This is a genomic window from Kiritimatiellia bacterium, from assembly GCA_018001225.1.
In the GTDB taxonomy this organism is placed as follows: domain Bacteria; phylum Verrucomicrobiota; class Kiritimatiellia; order CAIQIC01; family JAGNIJ01; genus JAGNIJ01.
In genome coordinates this window covers 36,466-62,233 of record JAGNIJ010000005.1, presented here as the reverse complement: position 1 = coordinate 62,233, position 25,768 = coordinate 36,466, and the positions used below count along the sequence as shown (strand labels likewise).

Annotated in this window: 14 protein-coding genes; 8 read left to right on the top strand and 6 right to left on the bottom strand. The window is 66.6% G+C overall.

The window, feature by feature from the left end; all coding sequences use genetic code 11:
* Positions 1-51: 51 nt before the first annotated feature.
* From KA248_03040 to KA248_03030, 3 genes are all read right to left on the bottom strand, one after another.
* Positions 52-1,338 (bottom strand): nucleotide sugar dehydrogenase, encoded by a 1,287-nt coding sequence (locus KA248_03040; protein MBP7828875.1) that lies wholly within the window; start codon positions 1,336-1,338, stop codon positions 52-54.
* An 88-nt stretch (positions 1,339-1,426) separates the two neighbouring features.
* Entirely contained in the window at positions 1,427-2,443 is a 1,017-nt protein-coding gene (trpD, locus tag KA248_03035) for an anthranilate phosphoribosyltransferase (protein MBP7828874.1), read from the bottom strand.
* A gap of 6 nt (positions 2,444-2,449) precedes the next feature.
* The gene (locus tag KA248_03030) at positions 2,450-3,625 is read right to left on the bottom strand and encodes a deoxyguanosinetriphosphate triphosphohydrolase (protein ID MBP7828873.1); all 1,176 of its coding nucleotides are present in this window, start codon (positions 3,623-3,625) and stop codon (positions 2,450-2,452) included.
* Positions 3,626-3,697: 72 nt separating this feature from the next.
* Here KA248_03030 and KA248_03025 point away from each other — a divergent pair, with 72 nt between their 5' ends.
* The 3 genes from KA248_03025 (at position 3,698) to KA248_03015 (ending at position 7,677) form a co-directional block, all read left to right on the top strand.
* On the top strand, positions 3,698-4,222 hold the full coding sequence (locus KA248_03025; protein ID MBP7828872.1) for an NUDIX hydrolase: 525 nt from the start codon (positions 3,698-3,700) through the stop codon (positions 4,220-4,222).
* A 16-nt stretch (positions 4,223-4,238) separates the two neighbouring features.
* Positions 4,239-5,567, top strand: a complete 1,329-nt coding sequence (locus tag KA248_03020) for a YihY family inner membrane protein (GenBank protein ID MBP7828871.1) — start codon at positions 4,239-4,241, stop codon at positions 5,565-5,567.
* Between the two features lie 169 nt (positions 5,568-5,736).
* Entirely contained in the window at positions 5,737-7,677 is a 1,941-nt protein-coding gene (locus tag KA248_03015; protein ID MBP7828870.1) for an ATP-dependent helicase, read from the top strand.
* A gap of 353 nt (positions 7,678-8,030) precedes the next feature.
* On the opposite strand, the gene KA248_03010 is transcribed toward KA248_03015, so the two are convergent.
* Positions 8,031-8,948 carry a hypothetical protein gene (locus tag KA248_03010; protein ID MBP7828869.1) on the bottom strand — a complete coding sequence of 306 codons (918 nt, stop codon included), beginning with the start codon at positions 8,946-8,948 and terminating at the stop codon, positions 8,031-8,033.
* A 363-nt stretch (positions 8,949-9,311) separates the two neighbouring features.
* Between KA248_03010 and KA248_03005 the strand changes: the two genes are divergently transcribed.
* Entirely contained in the window at positions 9,312-16,925 is a 7,614-nt protein-coding gene (locus KA248_03005) for a hypothetical protein (protein MBP7828868.1), read from the top strand.
* 15 nt (positions 16,926-16,940) lie between these two features.
* Here KA248_03005 and KA248_03000 read toward each other — a convergent pair whose 3' ends face one another.
* Positions 16,941-19,595, bottom strand: coding sequence for a hypothetical protein (locus tag KA248_03000; GenBank protein ID MBP7828867.1), 2,655 nt, complete (start codon positions 19,593-19,595; stop codon positions 16,941-16,943).
* Between the two features lie 135 nt (positions 19,596-19,730).
* On the opposite strand from KA248_03000, the gene KA248_02995 reads away from it, so the two are divergent.
* Together KA248_02995 and carA are read left to right on the top strand one after the other, a co-directional pair.
* Positions 19,731-21,335 (top strand): CTP synthase, encoded by a 1,605-nt coding sequence (locus KA248_02995; GenBank protein MBP7828866.1) that lies wholly within the window; start codon positions 19,731-19,733, stop codon positions 21,333-21,335.
* A gap of 103 nt (positions 21,336-21,438) precedes the next feature.
* Positions 21,439-22,605: a glutamine-hydrolyzing carbamoyl-phosphate synthase small subunit gene (carA, locus tag KA248_02990; GenBank protein ID MBP7828865.1), complete on the top strand. Its 1,167-nt coding sequence runs from the start codon at positions 21,439-21,441 to the stop codon at positions 22,603-22,605.
* Positions 22,606-22,647: 42 nt separating this feature from the next.
* On the opposite strand, the gene KA248_02985 is transcribed toward carA, so the two are convergent.
* Entirely contained in the window at positions 22,648-23,757 is a 1,110-nt protein-coding gene (locus tag KA248_02985; GenBank protein MBP7828864.1) for a trypsin-like peptidase domain-containing protein, read from the bottom strand.
* 97 nt (positions 23,758-23,854) lie between these two features.
* Here KA248_02985 and KA248_02980 point away from each other — a divergent pair, with 97 nt between their 5' ends.
* Together KA248_02980 and rfbF are read left to right on the top strand one after the other, a co-directional pair.
* Positions 23,855-24,865: a glycosyltransferase gene (locus KA248_02980; GenBank protein MBP7828863.1), complete on the top strand. Its 1,011-nt coding sequence runs from the start codon at positions 23,855-23,857 to the stop codon at positions 24,863-24,865.
* 120 nt (positions 24,866-24,985) lie between these two features.
* On the top strand, positions 24,986-25,759 hold the full coding sequence (rfbF, locus tag KA248_02975) for a glucose-1-phosphate cytidylyltransferase (protein ID MBP7828862.1): 774 nt from the start codon (positions 24,986-24,988) through the stop codon (positions 25,757-25,759).
* Positions 25,760-25,768: the final 9 nt, after the last annotated feature.

Here is a 25,768-nt window from a genome sequence, read left to right as displayed (position 1 = left end):
GTTCGTACCGCCTCTCACCCGTACCTGGTAGGACAAGTCCCGGCGGCGGGCCTACAGGCTGACGTAGTGGAAGCCCAGCTTCCGCGCCCGCTCGCGCGGGAAGAAGTTCTTCACGTCCACGATCACGCGAGTCCGCATCTTCTTCCGCAGGGCCGGCAGGGCGATGGACTTGAACGCGTCATGGGCGTTGATCAGCACCACCGCGTCCAGGTTCCGGGCCCGGTCGAAGGTGAGCGTGTCGACCCCGAATTCCTTCTTGATCTGGCCCGCGCTCACGAGGGGCTCCCAGGCGTACACCTGCGCCCCGTATTTCTTCAGGTAGGCCACGACGTCCACGGCGCGCGTGTTGCGGAAATCGGGGACGTTCTCCTTGAAGGTCATGCCCAGCACCCAGATCCGCGCCTTCCGCGGCAGCACGCCCGCGTGGACCAGTTCGCGGATGGTCAGTTCGCCGACGTAGTCGCCCATGCCGTCGTTGATCCGGCGGCCGGCCAGGATCACCTCCGGGTGGTAGCCCAGCTGTAGCGCGCGGTGGGTCAGGTAGTAAGGATCGACGCCGATGCAGTGCCCGCCGACGAGGCCGGGATGATAGCGGTGGAAATTCCACTTCGTCGCGGAGGCGGCCAGGACCTCGTTGGTATTCAGCCCCATCCGCGCGAAGATCTTGGAGAGTTCGTTCATCAGCGCGATGTTCAGGTCGCGCTGGACGTTTTCGATCACCTTGGCCGCCTCGGCGGTCATGATGTTGGGCGCCTTGTGGATGCCCGCCGCGATCACCGCGCCGTACGCCGCCGCGCAGCGGTCCAGGGCTCGGGCGTTGTGCCCGCTGACGACCTTCACGATGCCCGACACGGAGTGCTGCTTGTCGCCCGGGTTCACGCGCTCCGGCGAGTACCCCAGGTCGAACTGGCCCAGCTTCAAGCCCGATTCGCGCTCCAGGATCGGCAGGCAGTACTCCTCCGTCACGCCGGGATACACGGTGCTTTCGTACACCACCATCATGCCCTTCTTCAGGATCTTCCCTACCGCGGTCGAGGAGGATTCCAGCGGGGTCAGGTCCGGCTCGCGCGATTCGTCGATCGGCGTCGGCACGGCGACGATGATGAACGTGCAGCGCCGCAGCGCGGCGGGGTCCGAGGTGAAGGTCAGCCGCGGGTTCTTCAGGTGCGCCGGGTCCGCCTCGCCCGTCGAGTCGCGACCGGCCCGCAACTCCTTGACGCGGGCCTCCTTGATGTCGAACCCGATCACCTTGAACTTCGTCGCGAACGCCGTGGCCAGCGGCAGCCCCACGTAGCCCAACCCCACGACGCCGATGACTTCCCTCTTTTGCTTCTTCATTATCGCCTGCCGGTTGAAGGTTGAATTGGGCGGTTCTTATAAGCGCTTTGCCTGAAAAAGCGAAGCACAAAGAGAGCGAGCATCCGGCTCAAGCGCCCGCGTTCGAGGCCCGGGCCAGGGCCTCGAGCTTTTGCCGGGCCGACCCGCTATCCACCGAGCGCGCGGCGGCTTGGAGGCCCTCCGCAAAGTCCGCCGCCCGGCCGCCGGCGACGATCGCGGCCGCCGCGTTGAGCAGCACGATGTCGCGCCGTGGCCCCTTCTCCCCGTCCAGCAGCGCGCGGACCAGGGCCGCGTTCTCCTTCGCGTCGCCCCCGCGCAGGTCCTCCGGCCGGGCCTTCGGCAGCCCGAACTGCGCCGGGCGGATCGTGTACGTCCGCACCGCGCCGCGGTCCACCTCGGCCACGAAGGAATCGCCCGTGGTGGTCAGCTCGTCCAAGCCGTCCGCGCCGTGGACGACGAACAGGCGCTGCGCGCCCAGGCTCGCGGCCGCCTCGGCCAGCACGGGCACCAGGTCCCGGTGATACACGCCCAGCACGCCGTAGCGCGCGCCGGCCGGGTTGGACAGCGGGCCCAGGATGTTGAAGATCGTGCGGATCCCGATCTCGCGCCGGGGCCCGATGGCGTGCTTCATCGCGGGGTGCAGCACCGGCGCAAACAGGAAGGCGATGCCGACGTCGCGCAGGCACCCGGCCATGATCTCCGGGGCGCAGTCGATCTTGACGCCCAGTTCGGCCAGCACGTCGGCGCTGCCGCACTTGCTGGAAACGCTCCGGTTGCCGTGCTTGGCCACGGTGATCCCGGCCCCGGCGGCCACGAACGCCGCCGACGTCGAGATGTTGAACGTGTGCGCCCCGTCGCCGCCCGTCCCGCACGTGTCCACCACGATCTCGCCGGGCGCGGGGATGGCCGTGAACTTCTCTCTCATCGCCGCCGCGCTGGCGGCGATGACGGCCGGGCTCTCGCCGCGCAGGCGGAGGGCCGTGATGTACGCGGCGATCTGCGCCGGCGTGGCCTCGCCCGCCATGATCTCCCGCATGGCCGCGAGCGCCTCCTCGCGGGACAGCTCCCTGTTTTCCGCCAGCTTCGCTATGGCTTCACGGATCATGGTCTTTCACTCCTTCCGCGGCTCGCGGGACGCTCGCCCTCCAGTTTCATTTTCCCGATCCAAACCGAACCGCTGAAATTCCTCCATCGCATACCGGTCGGTCATCCCCGCGATGTAATCGCACACCGTCCGCCACAGGCCTTCGGACTCCAGCCGGGCGCGCGCCTTGCGGCCCATGGCCTCCGGGTGCGCGATGTAATGGAGAAAAAGGCGCCGCATCATCCGGACCGCCGCCTGGCTGTCGTGGCTCACGGCGGGATTGTAGTACAGGCGCTCGAACAGAAAAGTCCTCAATGGCGTCAGCAGCGCTTTCATCCGCGGGCTGAAATCCGCCGTTTTTTCCGGCGCCCGCATCACCCCGGCGGGCGAGGCCGGCCGATGCCGGTCGAGCCGCTCCGCGCTGGTCTGGAGCACGTCCTCCACCTGCAGGTCCAACAGCGCGCGAACCGTGGACCGGGCGGCGGCGCCCGGCTCCTGGCGGGTGCGCTTTTCCGCTTCCCTCCAGATTTCCAGACCGGCCAGCTCGGCAGGCGTAATGAGGCCGGCTTCCAGTCCGTCGTCCACATCATGGGCGTAATACGCGATATCGTCCGCCACGTCGGCAAGCTGCGCTTCGAGGGATTGGCGCGGGCCAAGCGGATGTCCGTCGAGCACGGCGCCCGGCTGGGCGGCGAGGTGTTTGCGCAGGCCGGCCCGGACCTCCCAGGTCAGGTTCAGGCCGGGAAAGTCCGGGTACGGGTGCTCGATAAGTTCCACGGCGCGGCAGCTCTGGAGGTTGTGGTCGAAGCCGCCCTCCTGCTTCATCAGTTCGTCCAGCGCCTCCTCCCCCACGTGGCCGAAGGGGCTGTGGCCGATGTCGTGCGCGAGGGCGATCGCCTCGACCAGGTCCTCGTTCGCCCGCAACGCGCGCGCCAGGGTCCGGCCGACGGCCGTCATCTCCATCGTGTGGGTCAGCCGCGTGCGGTAGTGGTCGGCCGTACCGTTGACGAAGACCTGGGTCTTGTACTCGAGGCGGCGGAAGGCCTTGGAGTAGAGCACGCGGTCGCGGTCGCGCTGGAACTCCGTCCGGACGTCGTGCGGGGGCTCGGGGTACAGACGGCCCCGGCTGGCCGCGCTGCGCACGGCGTAGGGCGCCAGGCAAGCCTCCTCCAGTTTTTCTCTTTCTTTTCTCGAATGGAGCATCGGTTGTATATTAGGCTGATCCGGTCGATTGGCAACGACGGAGGAAGGGTTCGTCGCGTGGAAGAGAAAACCTTGACATCCAAATGGCTGTACCGGGGCCGCATCCTGGGGATCGAGGTGCAGGATGTCCAGTTGGCGAACGGGCGTCAGGCCGTGCGCGAGATCGTGCGGCACGGGCCCGCAGTGGCCGTGCTGGCCCGCCTGCCGGACGGCCGGTTCCTCTTCGTGCGCCAGTTCCGCAAGCCGGTCGAGCAGGCGCTGCTGGAAGTCGTCGCGGGCCACCGCGAACCGGGCGAGGACGCGGAGGCCTGCGCCCGCCGGGAGATGGAGGAAGAGACCGGCCACCGCGTCACGCGGCTGGAGTCGTTGGGCTTCATCTACCCCTCCCCCGGCTACGTAGACGAGCGCATCGACCTGTTCTTCGCCGAGGTGGAGGCCGAGCCCGGCGCGACGAAACAGGACGAGGACGAGAACGTCGCCTCGGTCCGGCTGACGCAGGCCGAGGCGCGGTCCGCGTTGAAGGAGCGGGTCGTGGATTCCAAGACGCTGGCGGCCTGGCTCCGGGCGGAGCTGGCCGGCTTGTGCGGGGGCGATTGAGCGCGGGGAGGCGGACATGGCCACAGGCTTGAAAGAAGGTTGGCGGCGGTTCAAGAACTTCCTGTTGCACGGCATTTGGGACGCGGACTTGAGCGCCCTGCCGCCGGGCCGCAGCCTGCCCATCCGCATCGTCCGGATCGGCCAGCTCGTGGTCAAGGGGTTCGCCGAGGACGACCTGGCGATCCACGCCTCCGGCCTGACCTTCGTGACCTTGATGTCCATGGTGCCGATGCTGGCGGTGATCTTCGCCCTGCTCAAGGGATTCGGGTTCGGCCAGGAGCGCATCAACCAGATGATGGACTGGGTCAGCGGCATGCCGCCCGAGTTCCAGACTTTCGTGGACAACATGCGGAACATCGCGAACGCCACCAACTTCGCGGCCATGGGCTGGGTCGGCCTGGTCGTCGTCCTGTTCACGTCCCTGCTCGTGCTGGGCAGCATGGAGATCTCGTTCAACCGCATCTGGGGCGTGCGGGTTAATCGCGGCGTGCTCCGCCAGGTGGCCAACTATGTCAGCATCCTGGTGCTGGTCCCTCTGCTGATCGCGGGCGTGGGGACGGCCGAGGCCAGCCTGCGGGGAGGGTTGCTGCGTCTTCCCCCGCCGTTCAGCGCCATGGCCGGATGGGTGCTCGGGCTGGCCTCGGTGCTGACCACGTGGCTGACCTTCTGGTTCATGTACGTCCACCTCCCGAACACCAAGGTAAGGACCCTGCCGGCGCTCATCAGCAGCCTGGTCGGCGCCGTGCTGTGGCTGGTCTGGCAGAAGGCCTACATCTCCCTCCAGGTCGGCGTGGCCCGCTACAACGCGATCTACGGCACGTTCGCGTCGGTCCCGATCTTTCTCGCGTGGCTGTACACGAGCTGGGTGATCATCCTGCTCGGGGCCGAGCTCGCCTTCGCCCTCCAGAACTCCGCGACCTACCAGATCGAGCGGGCCGCCGAGAACGCCAGCTCCAACGCGCGGCTGATCATCGGGCTGTCCGTCCTCCTCCGGGCCGCCCAGGCGCTGGCCGGCCAGGCCGCCCGCTTCGAGACGGCCGCCTTCGGCAAGGAGCAGCGCGTGCCCGTCCGCCTGCTGAACGACATCGTCCGGCTGCTCGTGCGCAACGGCTTCCTGGCGGAGACCACTGACAAGCCCGGCAGCTACGTCCTGCTCCGGGCGGCCGACGCCATCCGGGTCAAGGAGGTCGTGGACGTTATTCTCCAGGACGGGGCGCGCCCCGAGGCGCTGGGCCTGGCGCACCGCCATCCGGCCATCGAGAAAGTCCTGGCCCAGGTCGAGTCCGGCATGGACCAGGGACTGCAGAGCATGACGCTCCGCGAGTGCCTCAACCCCGCGGCGTGAAGGCCGCGGGGGAAATCCGGAATCCGAATGTCGAAATCCGAAACAAGGATCGAAACCCGAATGCTCGAATTGGGAAATAATGTTTTTTGGACGTTTTCCGCCATTGAAACATTCGGATTTGTTTCGGATTTCGATATTCGGCATTCGAATTTTCCGCTGGAGGCGGACCATGCCTCCCATTGATTTCGAGAAAGACCTGAATGCCGAGCAGCGCGCCGCGGCCCTCGCGCCGGACGGGCCGGTGCTGATCATCGCCGCCGCCGGCACGGGCAAGACCCGCGCATTGACCTACCGCGTCGCCCACCTCGTCGAGCGCGGCGTAGATCCGCGACGCGTACTGCTGCTGACGTTCACCAACCGGGCGGCGCGGGAGATGCTCGACCGCGCCCGCCTGCTCGTCGGCGAGGGCGTCGGAGGCCTGTGGGGCGGCACCTTCCACCACATGGCCAACCGCATGCTCCGCCGGCACGCCGGCGCGCTCGGGTACCAGCTCGACTACACCATCCTCGACCAGGACGACGCCCGCGGCCTCGTCCGCGAGGCCGCCGGCGCGCTCGACCTGCTCGGCAAGCACTTCCCCAAGCCCGACGTCCTCTTGAGCGTCTTCAGCCTTGCCGCCAACAAGGAGAAGACCGTCACGGACGTCGCCGGGACCTGGTTCAAGAACCATCCCATCGAGATCAACGACGTCGTGAGGGTCCATGAATCCTATGTGAAGCGCAAGCGGGCGCTCCAGGCCATGGATTTCGACGACCTCCTCGTCAACGGGCTGCGGCTCTTCCGGGAACAGCCGGACGTCCTGGCCCGCTACCAGGAACATTTCCTGCACATCCTCGTGGACGAGTACCAGGACACCAACCTGATCCAGGCCGAGTGGGTGGACCGGCTCGCCGAACCCCGCCGCAACCTCCTCGTGGTCGGCGACGACTTCCAGAGCATCTACTCCTGGCGCGGCGCGGACTTCCAGAACTTCCTGCGCTTCCCGAAGCGCTATCCGGAGGCGACGGTCATCCGGCTGGAGACCAATTACCGCAGCGTGCCGGGCGTCCTCGAGGTCGCCAACGCCTGCATCGCGGGAAACCCGGAGCAGTTCCAAAAGACCCTGCGCGCGGTGCGCACGGAGGACACCCGGCCCGTCCTCGTCCGCATGTACGGCGGCGAGGAACAGGCGCGCTACATTGTCGAGGCGCTCAAGCGCCTGCGCCGCGGCGGCGTGCGCATGGACCGCGTCGCGATCCTCTACCGCGCTCACTTCCACGCCATGGAACTGCAAATGGAACTCGCCCGCGAGAAGATCGCGTACACGATCACGTCCGGCGTCCGGTTCTTCGAGCAGGCCCACGTGAAGGACGTCTGCAGCCTGCTGCGCCTGCTGGTCAATCCCGGCGACGAATTGGCCTTCCAGCGGCTGATGGGCCTGCTGCCCAAAATCGGGCAGAAAACGGCCGCACGGATCTGGGAATTCCTCGGCAAGCGCTGCGACCTGCGCGACCCCGCCCAGACCGCGCGGCTGCGGGAGAAGCTGCCCGCGGCCGCGCGCGAAACATGGAAACAGATCGAGCCCCTGGCCGCGGCCTACGTCGAGGAGCATCTCGACGAAGATCCGGGCGAGGTTCTGCACCAGTTCATCGAGGCCTTCTACGACGACTATGCCGTCGAGACCTTCGACAACGCCGAACGGCGCCTGGAGGACCTGGAGGCGCTGATCGACTACACCACCAAGTTCGAGAGCGCCGAGGCGTTCTTGAGCGAGACGGCGCTGATGACCAACCTCGACGCCGAGGCGGACAATGTCCAGGGCGAGCCGGAGAACTCGATCAAGTTGAGCACGATCCACCAGGCCAAGGGCCTGGAGTGGGACGTCGTCTTCATCCAGTGGCTCGCCGAGAACATGTTCCCCTCCGCGCGTGCGATGGAGGATGCCGGCGGCCTATCCGAGGAGCGCCGCCTCTTCTACGTCGCCACGACCCGCGCCCGCGACCAACTCTTCCTCTGTGTCCCCGAGATGCGCCGCACCCGCGACGGCGGGGCCATGTTCTACGCCCCGTCCCGCTTCGTCCGCGAGCTTCCCCCGGGGCTGGTGAAGGAAGAGCACGTGGGGTTTATCTGACGGGGTCGCCAAAACCCAAGGGGACAGAGGGAACCCAAGGGGGAGAACCCAAGGGGGACAGAGAATCTGGAGAACCCAAGGGGACAGAGAATCTGGGGTATAGCGGACAGAAGAAGGGACAGAGAAATCGGAGGCCGGGAACCCGGGAACGGAACAGAGAAGGCCCGCGACGAGACAGGAAGAGAAGGTTAGCCTAAGCTGGCCACAAAAAGCAAAGAAGTCTAGCGTGAAGTCAGGATCGTGCCCGCAGCCGGAGATACAGGCGCTTCTAGATGCAAGGTTCCCGCCTCCGGCGAATGAGCCGGCCGCTTGCGCCAAGCCGCATCGACTACGGATCCATGCTTCCTGTCCGGTCAACCGGAGCGAGCCCATCTGATCTGCGGCCATACAAACAGGAGCGCCTCATCGCCTTCTCCGGAATGCGCTATACGCGGTGGCGTACTGTCCCGGCGAGCACATCTCATAACCTCACGCACAAACAACTCCGAGCCAATCACCAGTCCACTGGTCCAGTGACGAACCCGGCGCCAGATCGTTAGAGAGAACGAGCGCTTTTCATGCTCGCGGTCGGCTTTTTCAGCCAAGGCCCGATCCAAGTGATCCCTTATCTCTGCCAGGCGCTCCAGACCGAACAATCTACTGAGCATGGGCACCATGACGGTCAAAACGTTCTCTTCGAAAGGATGGCATCCCGTCTGGTGCCAGATGCCATGGGAACAGAAGCGATAATCCGCGACCGTCTCTACTATCCCGGCACGTACTGGGTTGTTTTCGATGTAGGTCCAGCAGGACCAAACTGCGAGGCCACTTTCCAGAATCGTGTTCTTGAATCGGTCAGCCCATAGGGAGCCACGCCTGCGAGGAGCACGGGTGCGATTATACCAGGCCGTGAAAAGATGCTGGAGATGGCGCATGAACCAACTGATATCCCGACAACGGGCTTGCCACTGGCGACATGCGGAACCGTGAGGCTCTATAGTGCGCGTCCCGTCATGAAAAGCGCCATAGCGCTGGCATGTTTCTTCAGGCCCGGGTTCTTCTGTTGGGGCGTATAGAAGAAGGTGAAAGTGATTGGACATGATCTGGTAGGCAGCGACGCGAACAGTGTACAACTTGCTTACCCGGATCAGGATGCGAACAAACATCTCCTTTTCAGCATCGCCCAGGGGGCGATCGAGCGATGAACCGGCAACGCGATTGAAGCAATGATGCCAAGTATCCGAACTATCCCTTCTGATTCGTGTTTTTCTCATACCTTCCGCTTCTTTCACTTGGCCATATCGTTCAGCCCCAATCATAGAAAGGAACGAACACGCTCCTTTTCCGCAAGAAAGTTGAAACGCTGCTCACTTTTCTATCCCCTAACCTCGTCCCCCAACCTCTCTGTCCCCAGGCCTTTCTTTCTCTGTCCCCAGTCCTTCTGTCCCCAGTCCTTCTGTCCAGTCCTTTTTTTAATGCCACAATTATATTGTATCTGATTGGCGTAAAATATGTTCTGACACTTTTTTGCTATAATTTAATCGATTTAGTAAAACGCTTAACAATATTCTTGCGGTGGCGTATTATTAAACTCATTAGAGGGAGTGGCTGGCGCTCACGTCCGCTCTTCTTCGTTCACCAAGGGATAGGCAAGAATGAGCCGCAACACATTGCTTAGATGGATGGTAGCCGGGTTGGGCGCGCTGCTTCTGGCGGCCAATGCGCGGGCCGAGGTGATGGTCCAGTGGTTCAATACGACCTGGCGCGAGATGATCGAGAAGATCCCGCTGATGGCGGAAATCGGCTACGGCTCCATCTATGTCCCCGTGCCCAACAAGGGCGGGAGCCAGTGGTCCGTCGGCTACGACCTGCAGGATCGTTTCGACCTCGGCGACCAGGACCAGAACGGAACCATCGCAACGAAATACGGCACGAAGCATGAACTGGTCCGGCTGGTGGAGATGGCCCACCGCTTCGGTATTCGGGTCTATTTCGACAACGTGATGAACCATAATTCGTTCGGCGTGCCGGGCTACGACGAGAACACGCCGATCACGCTCTACCCGGACATGCTGCCGGAAGATTTCCACCTGATCCAGACGGGCACCCACTTCTGGAGAAAGTCCGGCGCCATCCAGCAGGTTCACTACGACACCGGCGACCACGGGGCCATCCAGCATTACACGTTGAGCGACCTGACCGACATCTCCAACGAGTCCGGCAACTGGGACATCCCCGGCCCTGACCTGTCGTTCGTCCGCCAGCCTGCGGAGCCGGACAAGTACCCGGACCTGACCGACCCAGACAATTACATCCAGGACGCCGACGGAAACCGGGTATACAAGTACAGCATCACCAACCGCTTGTCCGGCGACCCGGTCAGCGAGGACGTGAACGCCTACCTCATCCGCGCCGCGCGCTGGACCATGCACGAGACGAAGTGCGACGGGTTCCGGTTCGACGCCGCCAAGCATGTGATCCCGGACTTCTTCGGCGAGTGGAAGGGCGTCGGAAACTGGGGCAGCTACCTCGGCTACTGCGGGGCGATCCAGGCGGAGTTCGACATCCTGCACGGCTTCAACGACGGCGACACGCGCAACTCGCTGTTCGACGAGGACGCCCCGCGGGACGACGCGATGCTCTTCGGCGAGGTCGTGCCGCACAGCAATATCGATCTCTACGACTGGGTCCGGCGCGGGATGCGGTTGCTGGACTTCGACTACGAGGGCACCGCGTCGCACACGCTGGACGGGTGGGGCAACGAGAAGTACGCGGGCAACCTGCAGAGCATGGGCCGGCTGGGGCCCGACTACGGCGTGATGCAGCCCATGAACCACGACCACCCGCAGTTCGCGGACATGGACATGTTGAGCACCTGGATGATCCTGCGCGACGGCATCGCGCTGGTCTACACGGACGGTAACAACCATTCGCTGCCGGACCAGTGGGGCCGCGTGTTCCCCGAGCACGGCCAGGGAAATTTCCTGGGGCAGTACCAGAACCCGAACGTGATCGACCGGCTGCCGATGCTGATGGACACCCCGGGCCCGGAGAGCGAGATCTCCCGCGCCATCTGGATCCACCAGCAGTTCGCGCGCGGCTGGGACGACAACAAGTGGTCCAGCGACGACGTGGTCGTGAACCAGAAGGTCTACTCGCATAACTACAAGGGCACGAGCTACAACAACAACGAGGGCGCGGTCCTGCTGGTCGCCATCAACAACGACAAGTACAGCGGCCAGACGCACTACGTGAATCCCTTCACGCACTTCCGGCCGGGCACGCTGCTCTACAACTACGCCACTCGGCACAGCGGCTGGGACCAGGACGAGTGGGTCCGCGTCGGGACAGATTGGAAGGTCAACTTGCGCGTGCCGCCGGGGCACTACGCCGCCTACAGCATCATGGTCCCGGGCCGCACCGCCGTGGAGCCCTCGTCGCCCATCCTGATCGAGCAGCCCGCCGGCACGCTGGTGGACCTGATCCCGGTGATCCGGGTGGACGGGCTGCACGGCGACGAGGACTGGGACGACGACGGGATCCCGAACGACGAGGACCCGGGCTACATCCAGCGCGTCGCCGGCAGCGACCCGATCCGTTTCGTCTCGCGCTCGGACGGCCTGACCGTGTCCGCGATGATCCGGCTGGACGAGGGGATGGATGTCAACGGCGACGGGCTCGACAACCCGAAGGGCCAGGCGACGGACGTGTACCTCGGCTACGAGCCGATGACGTTCCGGTTCCGGCGGCTGGGCGAGACGTACTTCGGCATCTGGGATGCGCTGGTCAGCGACATGGATTCCACGGAGGGGAACGAGGCCGATTTCTGGGTTCGCCACAACTACGAGTCCGAATACGAGGTCACCAACGTGGCCGCGACCGCCTTCGACGAGGGCTACCACATGGTCCGGACGCGGCTGTTCCGCAAGCGGCTCGGCGGGCCGAACGACGGGTGCGACCTGTACAACACCTTCACCAAGACCTTCTACGTGGACCGTTTCGCGCCGACGGGCGTGTTCGGCTACCCGCGGACGGGCGAGACGTTCTGGAGCCGCGAGTACGGCATGGCGTTCCGCACCGACGACACGGTGACGAAGGTGCTGGTCCACATCGACGACAGCGACCCGGCCAACGACGACGCCGTCACCGGCCTGCCCAACGGCAACGGCACGAGCACCAACGGCGTGGACCCGGCCTGGGAGCCGGCCGTCGCCTCCGTGCCCAATCCCGGCGACTCGCACCTCGCGCAGTACGCGACCAATTATCCGAAGGAATGGCGCTTCACGTACCGCGACATCCCGTCCAGCGGCAGCGCGACGATCCAGGCGAAGCTGCACGAGGATTCGTCGGCCGCCGATCCCACCCGGATCACCACGCTGACCTCCACCCACGCCTGCCGCGCCCCCGACGCGCGGTTGCACATCGCGTGGCCGCCGCACGGCAGCACAATCAGCTTCACCGACTACGAGATCGTCGTGCAGTTCACGGATTGCCGGGATGGCGGCGCGGTGTGCCTCTCGACCAATCCCGCTAATTTCTCGGTGCTGATCGACAACTCGTTCCAGCCGCGCGCGGGCTACGTCCTGCGCGACAACCAGGGCGGGGACGGGTTCGGCGAACTCCGGCTGGCCTGGAGCAACTTCAGCGCGGGCACGCACACGATCCTGGCGTTGTACGAGGACGACGACTACGAACTGCAGGCCAGCGCGGAGGTGCGGACGACCGTCGAGCGCAGCCTGGCGCGGTTCATCGAGCCCCCGCCGCTGGACCTCAACGGCAATCCGTACACGATCGTCGCGCCGTACCCGCCGCCGCCCTTTGACACGACGATCATCGCGGAAACCAGCCCCGACGTCCGGAGCCTGCGCGTGGAGATCGACGGCGGGACGTGGGGCGGCGCCGCGACGCTGGTCTCCAGCAACGCGACGGCGAAGAGCTGGAGCTTCGCGTGGAACGGCCTGGGCGTAGAGGACGAGGGCGCGCACGCGCTCGCGCTCTACGGCGACACCGACGGCAACCCGGCCAGCGACGAGGTCGAGGCGCACCAGACCACGCACCTCGACTTCCGCCAGACCGTGGAGGAGGACGACGCGGACGACGACGATGACGACGGCGGGCTGACCGACTGGGAGGAGACCGTCGCCTACGACCTCTTCACCGACAAGCCGCTGGCCACGGACTGGAACAACGGCGACGTGCACCGGTACTACTTTGCGGGACGCACGGACGCCCTTTCGCCCGACACCGACGACGACGGCCTGCCCGACGGGCTCGAACTGGGCCTCGCGAGCCCGCTGAACCCGGCGGCGACCGACCTGGCCGCCGATACGGACGGCGACGGGTTCAAGAACTTCCTGGCCGATCTCGATCCGCCGCTCTTCAACACGGACGACAACAGCGGGCACCCGAACCACGTCGCGGGCGGCGACCGGCTGATGCGCATCGCCGGGAGCACCACCGACCCGCTGGAGGCGGATTCCGACGGGGACGGCCTGTACGACGGCATCGAGGACGCCAACCGCAACGGCCGCGTGGATGCGGGCGAGACCGATCCCAACAATCCCGACACGGACGGCGACGGCAAGCTGGACGGCACGGAGGACGTCAGCCATGACGGGCTGGTCGCCGGGGACGTCAACAGCAACCGCGTGTACGACGCCGGCGAGGCGTGGCTGGAGACCGATCCGCTGAACGCGGACACCGACGGGGACGGCCTGCCGGACGGCTGGGAGAACCGGTCCTGCCTCTCCGCGCTGGACAGCGGCACGGATGATCTCTCGACCCCGGCGGCCGGCGACGGGACCGTGGACTTCGGGCCCTCGGGCAACCCGGACCTCGACGCGTTGAGCAACCTGCAGGAATACACAGGCGGCACCGATCCCTGCTACGCGGACAACGGCCAGGCGCAGCCGGGCGACAAGATCACGATCGGCGCGGGCAAGTCGCTCGGCACGCTGGCCGGGGTGGACGTGTCCGAGCAGTTCATGGACTGGACGGCCGATGACTGCCACACGCTGGACGAGGTGCACGGCGCCGGCAACCTGCGGGAGCGCGGCGACGTGTATTTCTGGGATGACGACTACGACATCAGCCGCGATCTCGTGGCGTTCTATTCACGCGACGGGCGCGACCTGGGCGAATTCTACTTTCGGCTGGATTTCCACGACCTCCAGTACCAGGCCGAGGAAGGCCACATGGATTTCTACATCGTCATCGACACCGGCAACACGTCCACCGGCGAAAAAGCCCTGCCGGACAGCGTCAACTGCGCCAGCGACATGGGCTGGGAACTGGTCGTGGCCGTGTACGAGACAGGGATCGCCAACGTGCTCGTGGACCAGGATCCGCTGCTGAACACGGTGAACAGCTGGGACGACCTGTCGGCCCACGGCGTGGTTTCGCGGCCGGACTTCATCCGCGGCGTCAGCTTCCGCGCCGACTACGACGCGGTGGAACTGGCCATCGACCGCGCCGCGCTGATCGAGGCCGGCTGGAACGGCATCAGCGAGTTGAACTACCAGGTCTACACCACGCGCGACGGCACGCAGGACAGCCCGCGCGGGCCGGGCGACGTCGGCGGCACGAGCGACCTCGCGGACGCGATCCTCGACGACGAGCGCGGCAGCGACGACGGCGTGCTGAACGGCTGGATCTCGCAGGGCTGGAAAGCCAACCGCGCCAAGCTGGCGGTGCTGCTCCACGGCAACCAGCCCGCCGTGCCCTCCTCGGAGATCCAGAAGCAGATCCGCAGCGGCACGGGCGATTCGGCGGCGGGCTACTTCCGGGCGCTGGATGCAAACGAGTTCTTCGGCCTGCCGCTGAACCTGCGCATCTCCGGACAGTTGGCATCGACGATCGAGTGGGCCGCGAGCGATAGCGAGCCGCAGAAGGACGGGCCGGCGTTCAACGCGCGCATCCGGCGGCTGGTCCGCGAGGGGCAGGCCGCGCTGCTGGCGGGACCGTACGCGGAACAGGCGCTGCCATTCTTCAGCTCGGTTCTGAACCAGGCGTCGCTGGAACTGGGGAACCAGGCGCTGAACGCGATCTACGGCACGTCCTTCCCGAACTGGTGGGACGTGCATTTCTACCCCGAGCGCATGATGGACGGGCCCACGCTGACGCAGCTGGCCGGGCTCGGCGCCTATTTCGGGGTCGTGGACCAGTACACGCACCTCTACAACTGGTTCGGCCGCGAGGCCGCGCTCAAAGAGGAGGGCTTCAAGCTCAACGAGGTCAACGGGGTCAAGCTCTTCGCCATCAACCAGCAGGCGGCCGACGACATCTTCGTCCGGCACGACGGCGGCTTGAGCCTGGGCCTGCGCGGACTGCTCTCGAAGAAGGCCAACGAGTGGTGGGCGCGGGAGCAGGCGGTGGTGATGTTCAGCCTCTGGGAGAACTTCGGCAACGCCACCAACGCGGCGGCGTACGACCGCAACCTGGACTGGATCGCCAACCACCCGTGGATCCAGGTCGTCACGCTGGAGCAGATCGCGAAGGGCGAGGTCGACATCACGGGCGACGGGACGGGCGATCACTGGCCCACGGTCGGGCGCGGCAGCGGCCTGGCCTTGAGCCCGCAGGCCAACGACTACGTGCACTTCTCCAGCGGCTCGGACTTCATGAGCTGGTATAACGGCAGCGCCAACGAGGAATCGCTGCGCGACCGGAAGTTCACGGTCGAGGGCGCCGCGCAGACGGTCAAGACATTCGGGGACGCGGACACGGCGGGGACGATCCTCGGGGACGCGTGGGCCGCGGTGGCCGGCGCCGGGACCAGCCGCGAGGGGCTGCTCGGGCGGATGGCACTGTTCCAGGGCCTGTGGGAGACCGCGTTCCACAATGAAGACGAATCCGATCGCAGCCGGTGGAGCTACGGGGCCTACAAGCATCCGGACTCCAACTACGACACGCTCGCCGGCTTCGCGCTGACGGCGCAGGCGCAGGCGCGGCTGGGCGCGCTGTACGGGCGGGTGGCGCAGTGGGCGGCGGCCCTGCCGGCCGGCGCGACCAACACGGCCGAGGACGTCGACCTCGACGGCGAGAGCGAGTACCTGCTGTACAACCAGCGCGTGTTCACCGTGTTCGAGGACAACGGCGGGCGGATGATCGCCGCGTTCGTGCGCGACCCCGCCAGCGGGCGCGTCTTCCAGGGCATCGGCAACACGCTGGCCTATGCCGAGGGCGAGAGCGAGGACGAGGGCGTCAGCAACCTCGACGGCTCGGGGAATCCGCTGGCCAGGCGCACCTCCGCGCTAAAGGACTGGTGGGCCGCCGGGCCGAACACCAACGGCTACGTCAACGGCCTCTACGCCGCTACCGCCGTGGCCGGCGGCTGGCGCCTGACGTCGGCCGACGGGAAGATCCAAAAGACCGTGACGCTGGCCTCGGCCACGGCCACGACGTTCGAGGTGCAGTACCAGGTGCAGCCCTCGATCACGACGCTCTACGTGCGCCACGGCCTGGCGCCGAACCTGTACAGCCTGGCGCTGAACGGGCAGAAGTACCTGTCCGGCCCGGCCGACGCCGGCGGGCGGTTGACCCTGGCGCAGGACGACCGCGTGGACACGGTGGCCGTGTCGATGGGCTACGCCGACGCAGGGCACGGCGCGGCGTACAACCCGGCGGCGGTGGATCACGGCGGCGCGTTCGCCTCGCGCAACATGCGCAACCAGACCCAGGTCCAGCAGATCGAGTTGTCCGGCAGCGGCACGTTTGCCTTCGACATCCGGCTCTCGGCCGGGCGGACCGACACCGACGGGGACGGCACACCGAACGAGACCGATACCGACGACGACGACGACGGATATTCGGATGTGATCGAATTGTACGTGGACGCGCTCACCGGCGAGCGGCAGTCCGATCCGTGGGATGCGGGATCCATGCCGCCCGACCTCGACGGCGACGGGATCACGGACGCGCTGGACGCGGACCGCGACGGCGACGGCATCCCGGACGAAGAGGAACTCCTCGCCGGCACGGATCCGCGTGACGCCGGGTCCCTGCTTGCGCTGCACACGATCCTGCGCGCAGCCGGAGGCCATGTACGAATCGAGTGGCCGACCATCGGCGGCAAGCGGTACACCGTGGGCTATGCGCGGAACGTCCCCGGCCAGGGTCTGACCTGGTACGACATCCCCGAGGCCTCGTTCCAGGTCTGGGAAACGGACGTGGCCGACGACGAGGCGCACACCGAGGGCTTCACCGATGACGGCACCTTCACGGGCACCCCCGCGCCGGTGGCCTACCGGGTCAAGGCGCATGCGGACTGAAGCGCGGACCGCGCCTTAGGGCGGGGGCGGCGCGAAGGGCGCGGCCACGCGGTAGAACTTCAGCCGGTCCGCCGACGCGCCGAAGTCCATCTGCGCGTTGGCCGGCCCCATCACATACCCGCCGAAGGCTTGCCAGGCGATGTTGGTGTCGTTCAACCGGTTGGTTGTCGACTGCGCCTCGTACACCACCCCGGTCTCGGCGGCCCATAGAATCCGCGCCGTGGTGCCGCTTCGGACGAGGTTGGTGATGACGATGTCCACGGTGGGGCCGGGTTGGTAGATGGTGATCCAGTAATCCTCCACCTCGCCGTCGGAGGCCAGTCCCGTCGGCAGTAATCCGCCCATGCTGCTGAAACGCAGGCGGACGGCTGTCTGGCCCACGCCGACCGCCGCCGGCACGGCGGCCGTCACGATGTTGGCGCCCTGGGCCAGGGCATAGCTCGCGCAGATCTGCTCGCCGGCATCCGACCAGTCGCCGTCAAAGGCGAAGTCGATCCAGGCATCCAGGTAGCCGTTGGTAGAGGCCGTGACGAGGAGCAGGTTGGTGCGCCCCATGACGAAAGACCCCGAGGGGACCATGCCGTCCTCGTCGTCCAGGTTGCTCAAGTCATCGCCATCGGCGTTCCCGGAGGGCATACCGTCGGGATCCAGGTCGGGCGAAACCACGCCCAGCCAGTACGCGGAAGGAACCCGATGCCGCGCGCCGTCATTCGCCAGGAGGGTCGGATAGGACAAGCGGGCGTCGCCGAAATCGAGGGCCTCCAGGCGCACCTCGTAATCCTCGACTTCGCCGTTGGTCTCCGCGCCCGTGAACGCCGGCAGGACCGGGGCGTGCGTCGTGAAGCGCCAACGGGAATGCGGGCCGCCGGCCACGAGGGCCGGCGGCAGAGGGACAGTCACGGGCAGCAGGTTGATCCCGGCGCCCAGCGGCCGGTTGACGAACACCTGCTCGCCCGGGTCCAGCCAGCTCATGTTGCTGTTCCAGTCGATCCAGGCGTTGAGATAGCCCGGGACGGAGGCGACCACGCTCACCGTGGCCGTCGCGCCGGCGACAAACACCGCGGGCAGCGTCACCCCGTCCTCGTCGTCCAGCCCCGCCGGCGGGTTCAGGTCGTCGCCGTCCGCGTTGAGGGTCGGCTGGCCGTCCGGCTCGGTATCCACGAGCGCGCCCATGAACACGCCGGGGATGACGGCATGGCGCGCGCCGTTCTGGACGAAGCGGGTCGGATAACCCGCGCCGATACCGCCGCCGTCCCATGCATCGCCGTAATCGAGGCCTTCCTCGAGTTCCTCCTGAAGGGTCACCTGGTAATCCTCCACCTCACCGTCGCTGACCAGGCCGGTGTAGCTCATCGTAATCTGCTGGGTCGTAAACCGGAACCGGGTAAAAGTCGTCCCGGGCGAGGCAGCGGCCGGAATGCTGAAAGACAGGAAGTTGACGCCCACGGTCACGGCCTGGACCGCCAGGATCTGCTCGCCGGCGTCGGCCCAATCGCCGTCGATGTTGAAATCCATCCAGGCCGACACGTAGCCGCCGGTGGAGACGGTGACGTCCGCCTGGCCGGCTTTGCCGATGATCAACGACTTCGGGAACACCACGCCGTCCTCGTCGTCGAGGTTGCTGTTGTCGTCGCCGGTCGCGGTCGAGTCCGGCTGACCGTCGGACTCGCCGTCGATCAGCAGGCCCATTTGAATGCCCGCGACGATGACATGCCTCGCGCCGTCGTTCGCCAGCAGGGTCTCGTAAGTCGGGTCGGGCGCGTCGCCGAAGTCGAGCTGCTCCTCGGGGGTTTCCTCCGCGTTGTGGAACACGGACACGTCGCTGCTTCGGAGCGGCGGCTCCGGGTTGGCTCCCGAGTCCAGTGCGATTTCGTCGATCCAGGTGCTGATCTTCAACGAGGTCGCGCGGTTGGCCAGCACGTCCAGTTGTTGGTCAAAGGACTGTTGAAGCACGGGATAGCGGGTATCCAGGGGCGGCATGCCGGGAAATTGCACGCTGAAATCCATCTGCCGCGTGGAGAACTGTCCCTGCGGGATGTCCCCGAAATCCCAGGTCGGCACGTAGTAGTTGCCGGCCGGATGGTGCTGCTCGTTGGGATCATCCGGGTTCCAGCAGTACCAGGCCGCCTGGTCCTCGTTGTCGGCGATGATGTACGGCGGGCGGTCGCGATAGGGTGAATTCCACAGTGCCGGCAGGTTGGCCAAGTCGGTGATGGCGAACTCGGCCGCGAGCTTGGTGTCGTACATCGGGCCCAGGTAGGCGAGCGTGCCGGGAAGGAGCAGGGATTCGCCGTGGCTGTTGTTACCGTTCCACGGGAACTCCGTTTGGCTGGTATCGTTGTTGATCGTCGCGACGATGCTGAAGGCGGTGATGTTGGACGCCGGGTCGTACGCGATGCTGCTGACGTAACCTGCAATGGCGGCCGGTCCGCTGCCCCCGCCGAGCAGTTCGTCGTAGAACTCGTGCGTGCGGACGGTCTCGATGCCGGAACTGCTGCTCCGGAACCATTGCCCGGTCACGGCCGGGGCGTCTCGCGGCGGACCGGTCAGGATCGTGGCATCCATGACAGGCGGTTTGGTGACCGGCAGGGACGGGCCGGCCAAGGCCGCGGCCGGCCCCAGGACCAGGATCAGAACCGAAAGCCCGATGGAAAACATGATTTTTTTCATGGCTCACCTTCGCGTTACGGGTCTCCACAAAAAGGATAACCGCGCCGCAAAGAAGCTGTCAATCAGATTTGCCTTGAGAACAGTCCGGGGTTGTGGTTACGTACCGACCCGTCATCGGCGAGGCGGCGTGCGTCCATGGCAAACTACATTTTCATTACCGGCGGCGTGGTCTCCTCCCTTGGTAAAGGGTTGACAGCAGCCTCGTTAGGTCGGCTGCTCATCAGCCGCGGCCTCTCCGTCCGCATGCTCAAGGTGGATCCCTATCTCAATGTCGACCCCGGCACGATGAGCCCGTACCAGCATGGCGAGGTCTTCGTGACGGACGACGGGGCCGAGACGGATCTGGATCTCGGTCACTACGAACGGTTTACGGGGCAGCCGACTTCCAGGAAGAGCAACTTCACCGCCGGGCGCGTGTATTGGGAGGTGCTCAAGAAGGAGCGGCGCGGAGACTACCTCGGCGGGACGGTCCAGATGATCCCGCACATCACCGACGAGATCAAGAGCCGCATCCGCGCCCTCGACGAAGCCGGCGTGGACGTGGTGCTCTGCGAGATCGGCGGCACGGTGGGCGACATCGAAGGCCTGACCTTCCTCGAGGCCATCCGGCAGATCGGGCTGGAGGAAGGCCGCGAGCGGACGATGTACATCCACCTGACGTACGTCCCGTTCATCCGCGCCGCCGGCGAGGTGAAGACGAAGCCGTCCCAGCAGAGCGTCGCCCGGCTGCGCGAGATCGGCATCGTGCCCGACGCCCTGATCTGCCGGTGCGAGGTCCCGCTTTCCGAGGACGTCCGCAAGAAGCTTTCGCTCTTCTGCAACGTGCCGCTCCACGCGGTGATCGAGGAGCAGGACGTCCGCCACACGATCTACGAGCTGCCCCTGGTCCTGGCCGAGCAGGGCCTGGACGAGCTGGTCCTGGTCCGGTTCGGCATGGCCCGCCCCCCGGCGCGCCTGGCGCCGTGGCGGAAGCTGGTCGACGGCATCGTCCACCCCGAGGGCACCGTCCGCATCGCCGTGGTCGGCAAGTACTCCGAGCTCCAGGACGCCTACAAGTCGCTGTTCGAGGCCATTCACCACGGCGGCTTCGCCCACCGGCGGCGCGTGGAGCTCCTGAAGATCGCCGCCGAGGAGGTGGAGGCCGGGCAGCATCGCAAGGCCCTGCGCGGCGCGGACGGGATCCTCGTGCCGGGCGGCTTCGGCACACGCGGCATCGAGGGCAAGGTCGAGGCGATCCGGATCGCCCGCGAGAACGGCATCCCGTTCCTGGGCATCTGCCTGGGCATGCAGTGCGCCGTCATCGAGTTCGCCCGGCACGTGGCGGGCCTCAAGGGCGCCCACACGACGGAGATCGACAAGCAGGCCCCCCACCCCGTCATCTGCCTGATGGAGGAGCAGGAGGCTGTCGTGGACCTCGGCGGCACGATGCGGCTGGGGTCGTGGCCCTGCCGCCTGAAGAAGGGCTCCCGCGCGGCCCGGGCCTACGGCGCCGCGGAAATCGCCGAGCGGCACCGCCACCGCTACGAGTTCAACAACAAGTACCGCGCCGAACTGGAGAAGAAGGGCCTGCGGCTCTCCGGCCTGTCGCCGGACGGGCGCCTCGTCGAGGCCGTCGAGCTGAAGGGCCACCCCTGGTTCGTCGCGGTCCAGTTCCACCCGGAGTTCAAGTCGCAGCCGCTCGCGCCGCACCCGCTCTTCAAGGCGTTCGTCGGCTCGGCATGTAAAAAAAAGAGCGGATGAACCACGGAGGACACAGAGGCCGCGGAGAAACACGTTCGGGCACACGAGATTCGACTGTGCCTGTTTCCCCCTCCGCGTCCTCCGTGGTAGAGATCGGATTCCCATGAAAGCACTTATTGCACTTGAAGACGGGACCTGCTTCGAGGGCCGGGCGTTCGCCGGGGGCGGCGAGGCATACGGGGAACTGGTCTTCAACACCTCGATGACCGGCTACCAGGAGATCCTGACCGACCCGTCGTACCACGGGCAGATCGTCACGCTCACCTACCCGCTGATCGGCAACTACGGCATCAACGCCGAGGACGTCGAGTCCCCGCGCGCGCAGGCCGCGGGCCTGGTCATCGGCGAGTGCAGCCGCATCCCGAGCAACTGGCGCGCCACGCAGCCCCTCCCGGACTATCTCGCCGCGCACGGCATCCTGGGCATCGACCACGTGGACACCCGGGCCGTCACGCTGCACATCCGCTCGCGCGGCGCCATGAAGTGCGTGATGTCCACCACCGACCTCGACCCGGCCCGCCTCGTGCAGAAGGCCAAGGATTCGCCCGGCCTGGTCGGGCGGGACATCTGCACCGAGGTCAGCACGCCCAAGGCCTACACGTGGCCCGGCCCGCACGAAACCCGGGCCGCGTTTTCGACCATTCGCTCGGACGGGCTGAAGGCCTATGACAGCGTGTTCGCCACGCCTCCGGCGGAGCCGCGGTGGCGCGTCGCGGTGATGGACTGCGGGCTCAAGCTCAACCAGCTCCGGCTGCTCGCCCGGCTCGGTTGCCGGTGCGAGGTGTTCCCCAACTCCACGCCCGCGGCGACGATCCTGGCGTCGAAGCCGGACGGGTTCTTCATCTCCAACGGGCCGGGCGACCCGGAGGGCGTCCCGCATACCGTCGCCGAGATCCGGAAGATCGTCGAGACCGGCCTGCCGACGTTCGGCATCTGCTTCGGGCACCAGCTCCTCGGGCTCGCGTTCGGCGGCCGGACCTACAAGCTCAAGTTCGGCCACCGCGGCGGAAACCAGCCGGTCAAGAACCTGCTCACCGGCCGCGTGGAAATCACCTCCCAGAACCACGGGTTCTGCGTGGACAAGGATTCGCTGGACCCGGCCAAGGTCGAGACGACGCACATCAATCTCAACGACCAGACGTCCGAGGGCCTGCGGCACCGGACGCTCCCGGTCATGGCCGTGCAATATCACCCCGAGGCCTGCCCCGGCCCGCACGACTCGACCTACCTGTTCCAGCAATTCATCGGGCTGATGGATTCCCGGCCATGATGGTTGTTCCAACGGGAGCCGGGATCGCCGATCCCGGCCACATTACGGCGCGCGCTGGGTGAAATCGGGCATGGATTCGGTCACGATCTCGAATGTCATGTCCTTGTCTTCGCGCTGGACCTCGAGGGTCACCGTGTCGCCGGCATGGCGCTTGAAGATCTCCCGCTGCACGGCCCGCGGCGTGGCGACGGCCACGCCGTTGACCTTGAGAATCAGGTCGCCCTCCGCCAGGCCGACCCGCGAGGCCGGCGTGTTGTTGAAGACCTCGAGCACCCGCACCCCGGCGTCGCGACGGCCGGACCGGCGGGTCCGCGGCGAATCGCCGACCTCGCCCATCTGGATCCCGATCCACGGGCGCTCGACCTCGCCGCGCTCGATCAACTGGTCCGCCACGCGCATGGCGAGGTTCACCGGCACCGCGAAGCCGATCCCGATGTTCCCCTGCGCGTACGGGCCGCCGGTCTGGATCATCGCGTTGATGCCCACCATCCGCCCGTCCACGTCCACGAGCGGCCCGCCGCTGTTGCCGGGATTGATCGAGGCGTCGGTCTGGATGAAATCCTCGTACGGCAGCCGCCCGACGGATCGGCCTTTCTGGCTCACGATGCCGAGCGTGACGCTGCTGTCGAGGCTGAACGGCGAGCCGACCGCGATGACGAACTCGCCGACGCGCAAGGCGTCCGAGTCGCCGGCCTCGACGGCCGTGAACTTCGCCCCGTCCGGCGCCTTGATCTTCAGCACGGCGAGGTCGGTCAGCGGATCGCGGCCGACGAGGGCCGCGGGGTACTTCGTGCCGTCGTCGAGGACGATCTCGACCTGCTGGGCGCCGGCAATGACGTGGTGGCTGGTCAGGATGTAGCCCTCGGGCCGGATGATGACGCCGGACCCCTGCCCCGCGAGCCGCTCGGGGATGCCGTAGAGCGTCCCAAAGAACAGGTCGCGCGCCGGGTGGTACACGGTGGATTCGGTGCGAACCACGACCACGGCGGGCATGACCCGCTCCACGGCGTCCGCCACCGCCGTACCGAACTGGCGGGCGGCGGAAGGCCCCGCCGCGAACGTGGAAACCGCGGAAACCAGAAACAAGCCGACCCATGGGAGCCAAGCTTTTGGAGGGCGGAGCTCCCGCGACGCCGCTGAATGCATCCTCATGTCTAGCTATCCTTTCCACCCATAGACACCCCGGCCCCGCCCGGCGTTCAGCTTTCGGCTTGTCCGCCCCGCGGTTGTTCTCCATGATTCGGCCACGATGCCCGCCGATCCATATGTCTTGAGCGTGGTGATCCCGACGCGCGGCCACCCGCAGGTGATCCGGGCGCTGGAATCGTTAACGCTGGCCCAGGGCTTCCACGGTCTCCTGGTCCTGGTCTGCGGCCCCCTCGAGGATCCGGCCGTCGCGGCGCGATTCAAGGCGTTGCAGTCGGCACATCCCAATCTCGTGAACCCGGAGGAAACACGGGCCTTCACCGCGCTGCCCGACAAGCGCAATGCCGGCTGGAAACACGCGACCACGGAGATCGTGGCGTTCCTGGACGACGACGTCATCGTCGAGCCCGCCTGGGCCCGGGAGATCGTCAAGCCGTTCGACGATCCGGAGGTCAAACTCGTCAGCGGGCCGGGGCTGATTCCGCCGGAGCTGCCCCTGGGCGCCCGGCTGGCGGGCCTGGCACTGTCGTCCGGCGCGGCGGGGTACGTGGCGGGCCGCTACCGGCCGGAGCACGACCACCCCCGGCGCATCCGCTGGTCGAGGATCATCGGCTGCAACATGGCCCTGCGCCGGGCGTTCCTCGAGGAGATCGGCGGGTTCGCGCCGGACTTCGAGGCGGGCGACGAGATGTTCGTATCGCACGAGACGTTCCGGCGGGGGCATGCGATCGTCTTTACGCCGGCGGCGCGGGTGGATCACTATCCCCGGACCCGCCTCGCGCGTTTTCTCCGGCAGGTCTTCGGCTACGGCGTCGCGCGCACGCGCCTGATCCGGCGCGGGGTGGAGGTCGAGCCCGCGTCGCTGATCCCGGCCCTGTGGGTCATTAGCCTGCTCGTGTGCGGGGTCGGGGCCTTTTTCCACCGGGCGTTCGGTTGGCTGCTCGGGCTTGACCTGGCCCTGTACTTCGCCGCCCAGGCGTGGGCCACGCTGCGGATGGTGCTCCGAACCCGGCGCGCGGCGGACCTCCTGCTGCTGGTCCTTATCCCCGTCATGCATTTCACGTACGGCGTCGCGGAAATTTTTGAGTTTTTTGTCCCGAACCGTGTCAAATAGACCGGCGGGCACCCCCTGCGGAACAGCAGGCTCGTAGCGCCTGCTGTACAGCGGGGGCGAAACGCCTTGCCGGGCCGGCGGGGGCTTGGTATTCGTAAGAGCAACTCGGACGAACACCTTATGAAAGTCGTCATCCTGGCGGGCGGACGCGGAACACGGCTGGCGGAGGAAACCGCGGTGATACCCAAGCCGATGGTGGAGATCGGCGGGCATCCCATCCTCTGGCATATCCTGCAGGGCTACGCCGCGCACGGGTTCAAGGACTTCGTGCTGGCCCTCGGGTACAAGGGCCCGATCATCATCGATTACTTCCTGCAGTACAAGTACCGCAACAGCGACCTGCTCGTGAGCCTGGCGAGCGGCGAGGTGCAGTACGAGAAGGCCGCCCCCGCGGACTGGAACGTCCGGCTGATCGACACGGGACTGGACACGGACACCGGCGGCCGGGTGCTCCGCCTGGCGCCCTACCTGCGCGGCGGCGGGACGTTCATGCTGACCTACGGCGACGGCGTGTCGAACGTCGACCTGAAGGCGCTGCTCGCCTTCCACCGGAAGCACGGCAAGCGGGCCACGGTGACCGCCGTCCGCCCGCCCGCGCGGTACGGCACGATGAAATTCGACGGCGACCAGGTGGTCGAGTTCATGGAAAAGCCCCAGACCGGCGAGGGCTGGATCAACGGCGGGTTCTACGTGTTCGAGCCGGACCTCCTCGACTACCTCGAGGACGACCTGACCATCCTCGAGCGCGAGCCGCTCGAGCGCCTGGCGGCGGACGGCCAGCTCATGGCCTACCGCCACGACGGGTTCTGGCAGTGCATGGACACCCTCCGCGACCGGAAACGGCTGGAGACGCTGTGGGAATCCGGCGCGGCGCCGTGGAAAACCTGGCCCTGACCCCCGCGC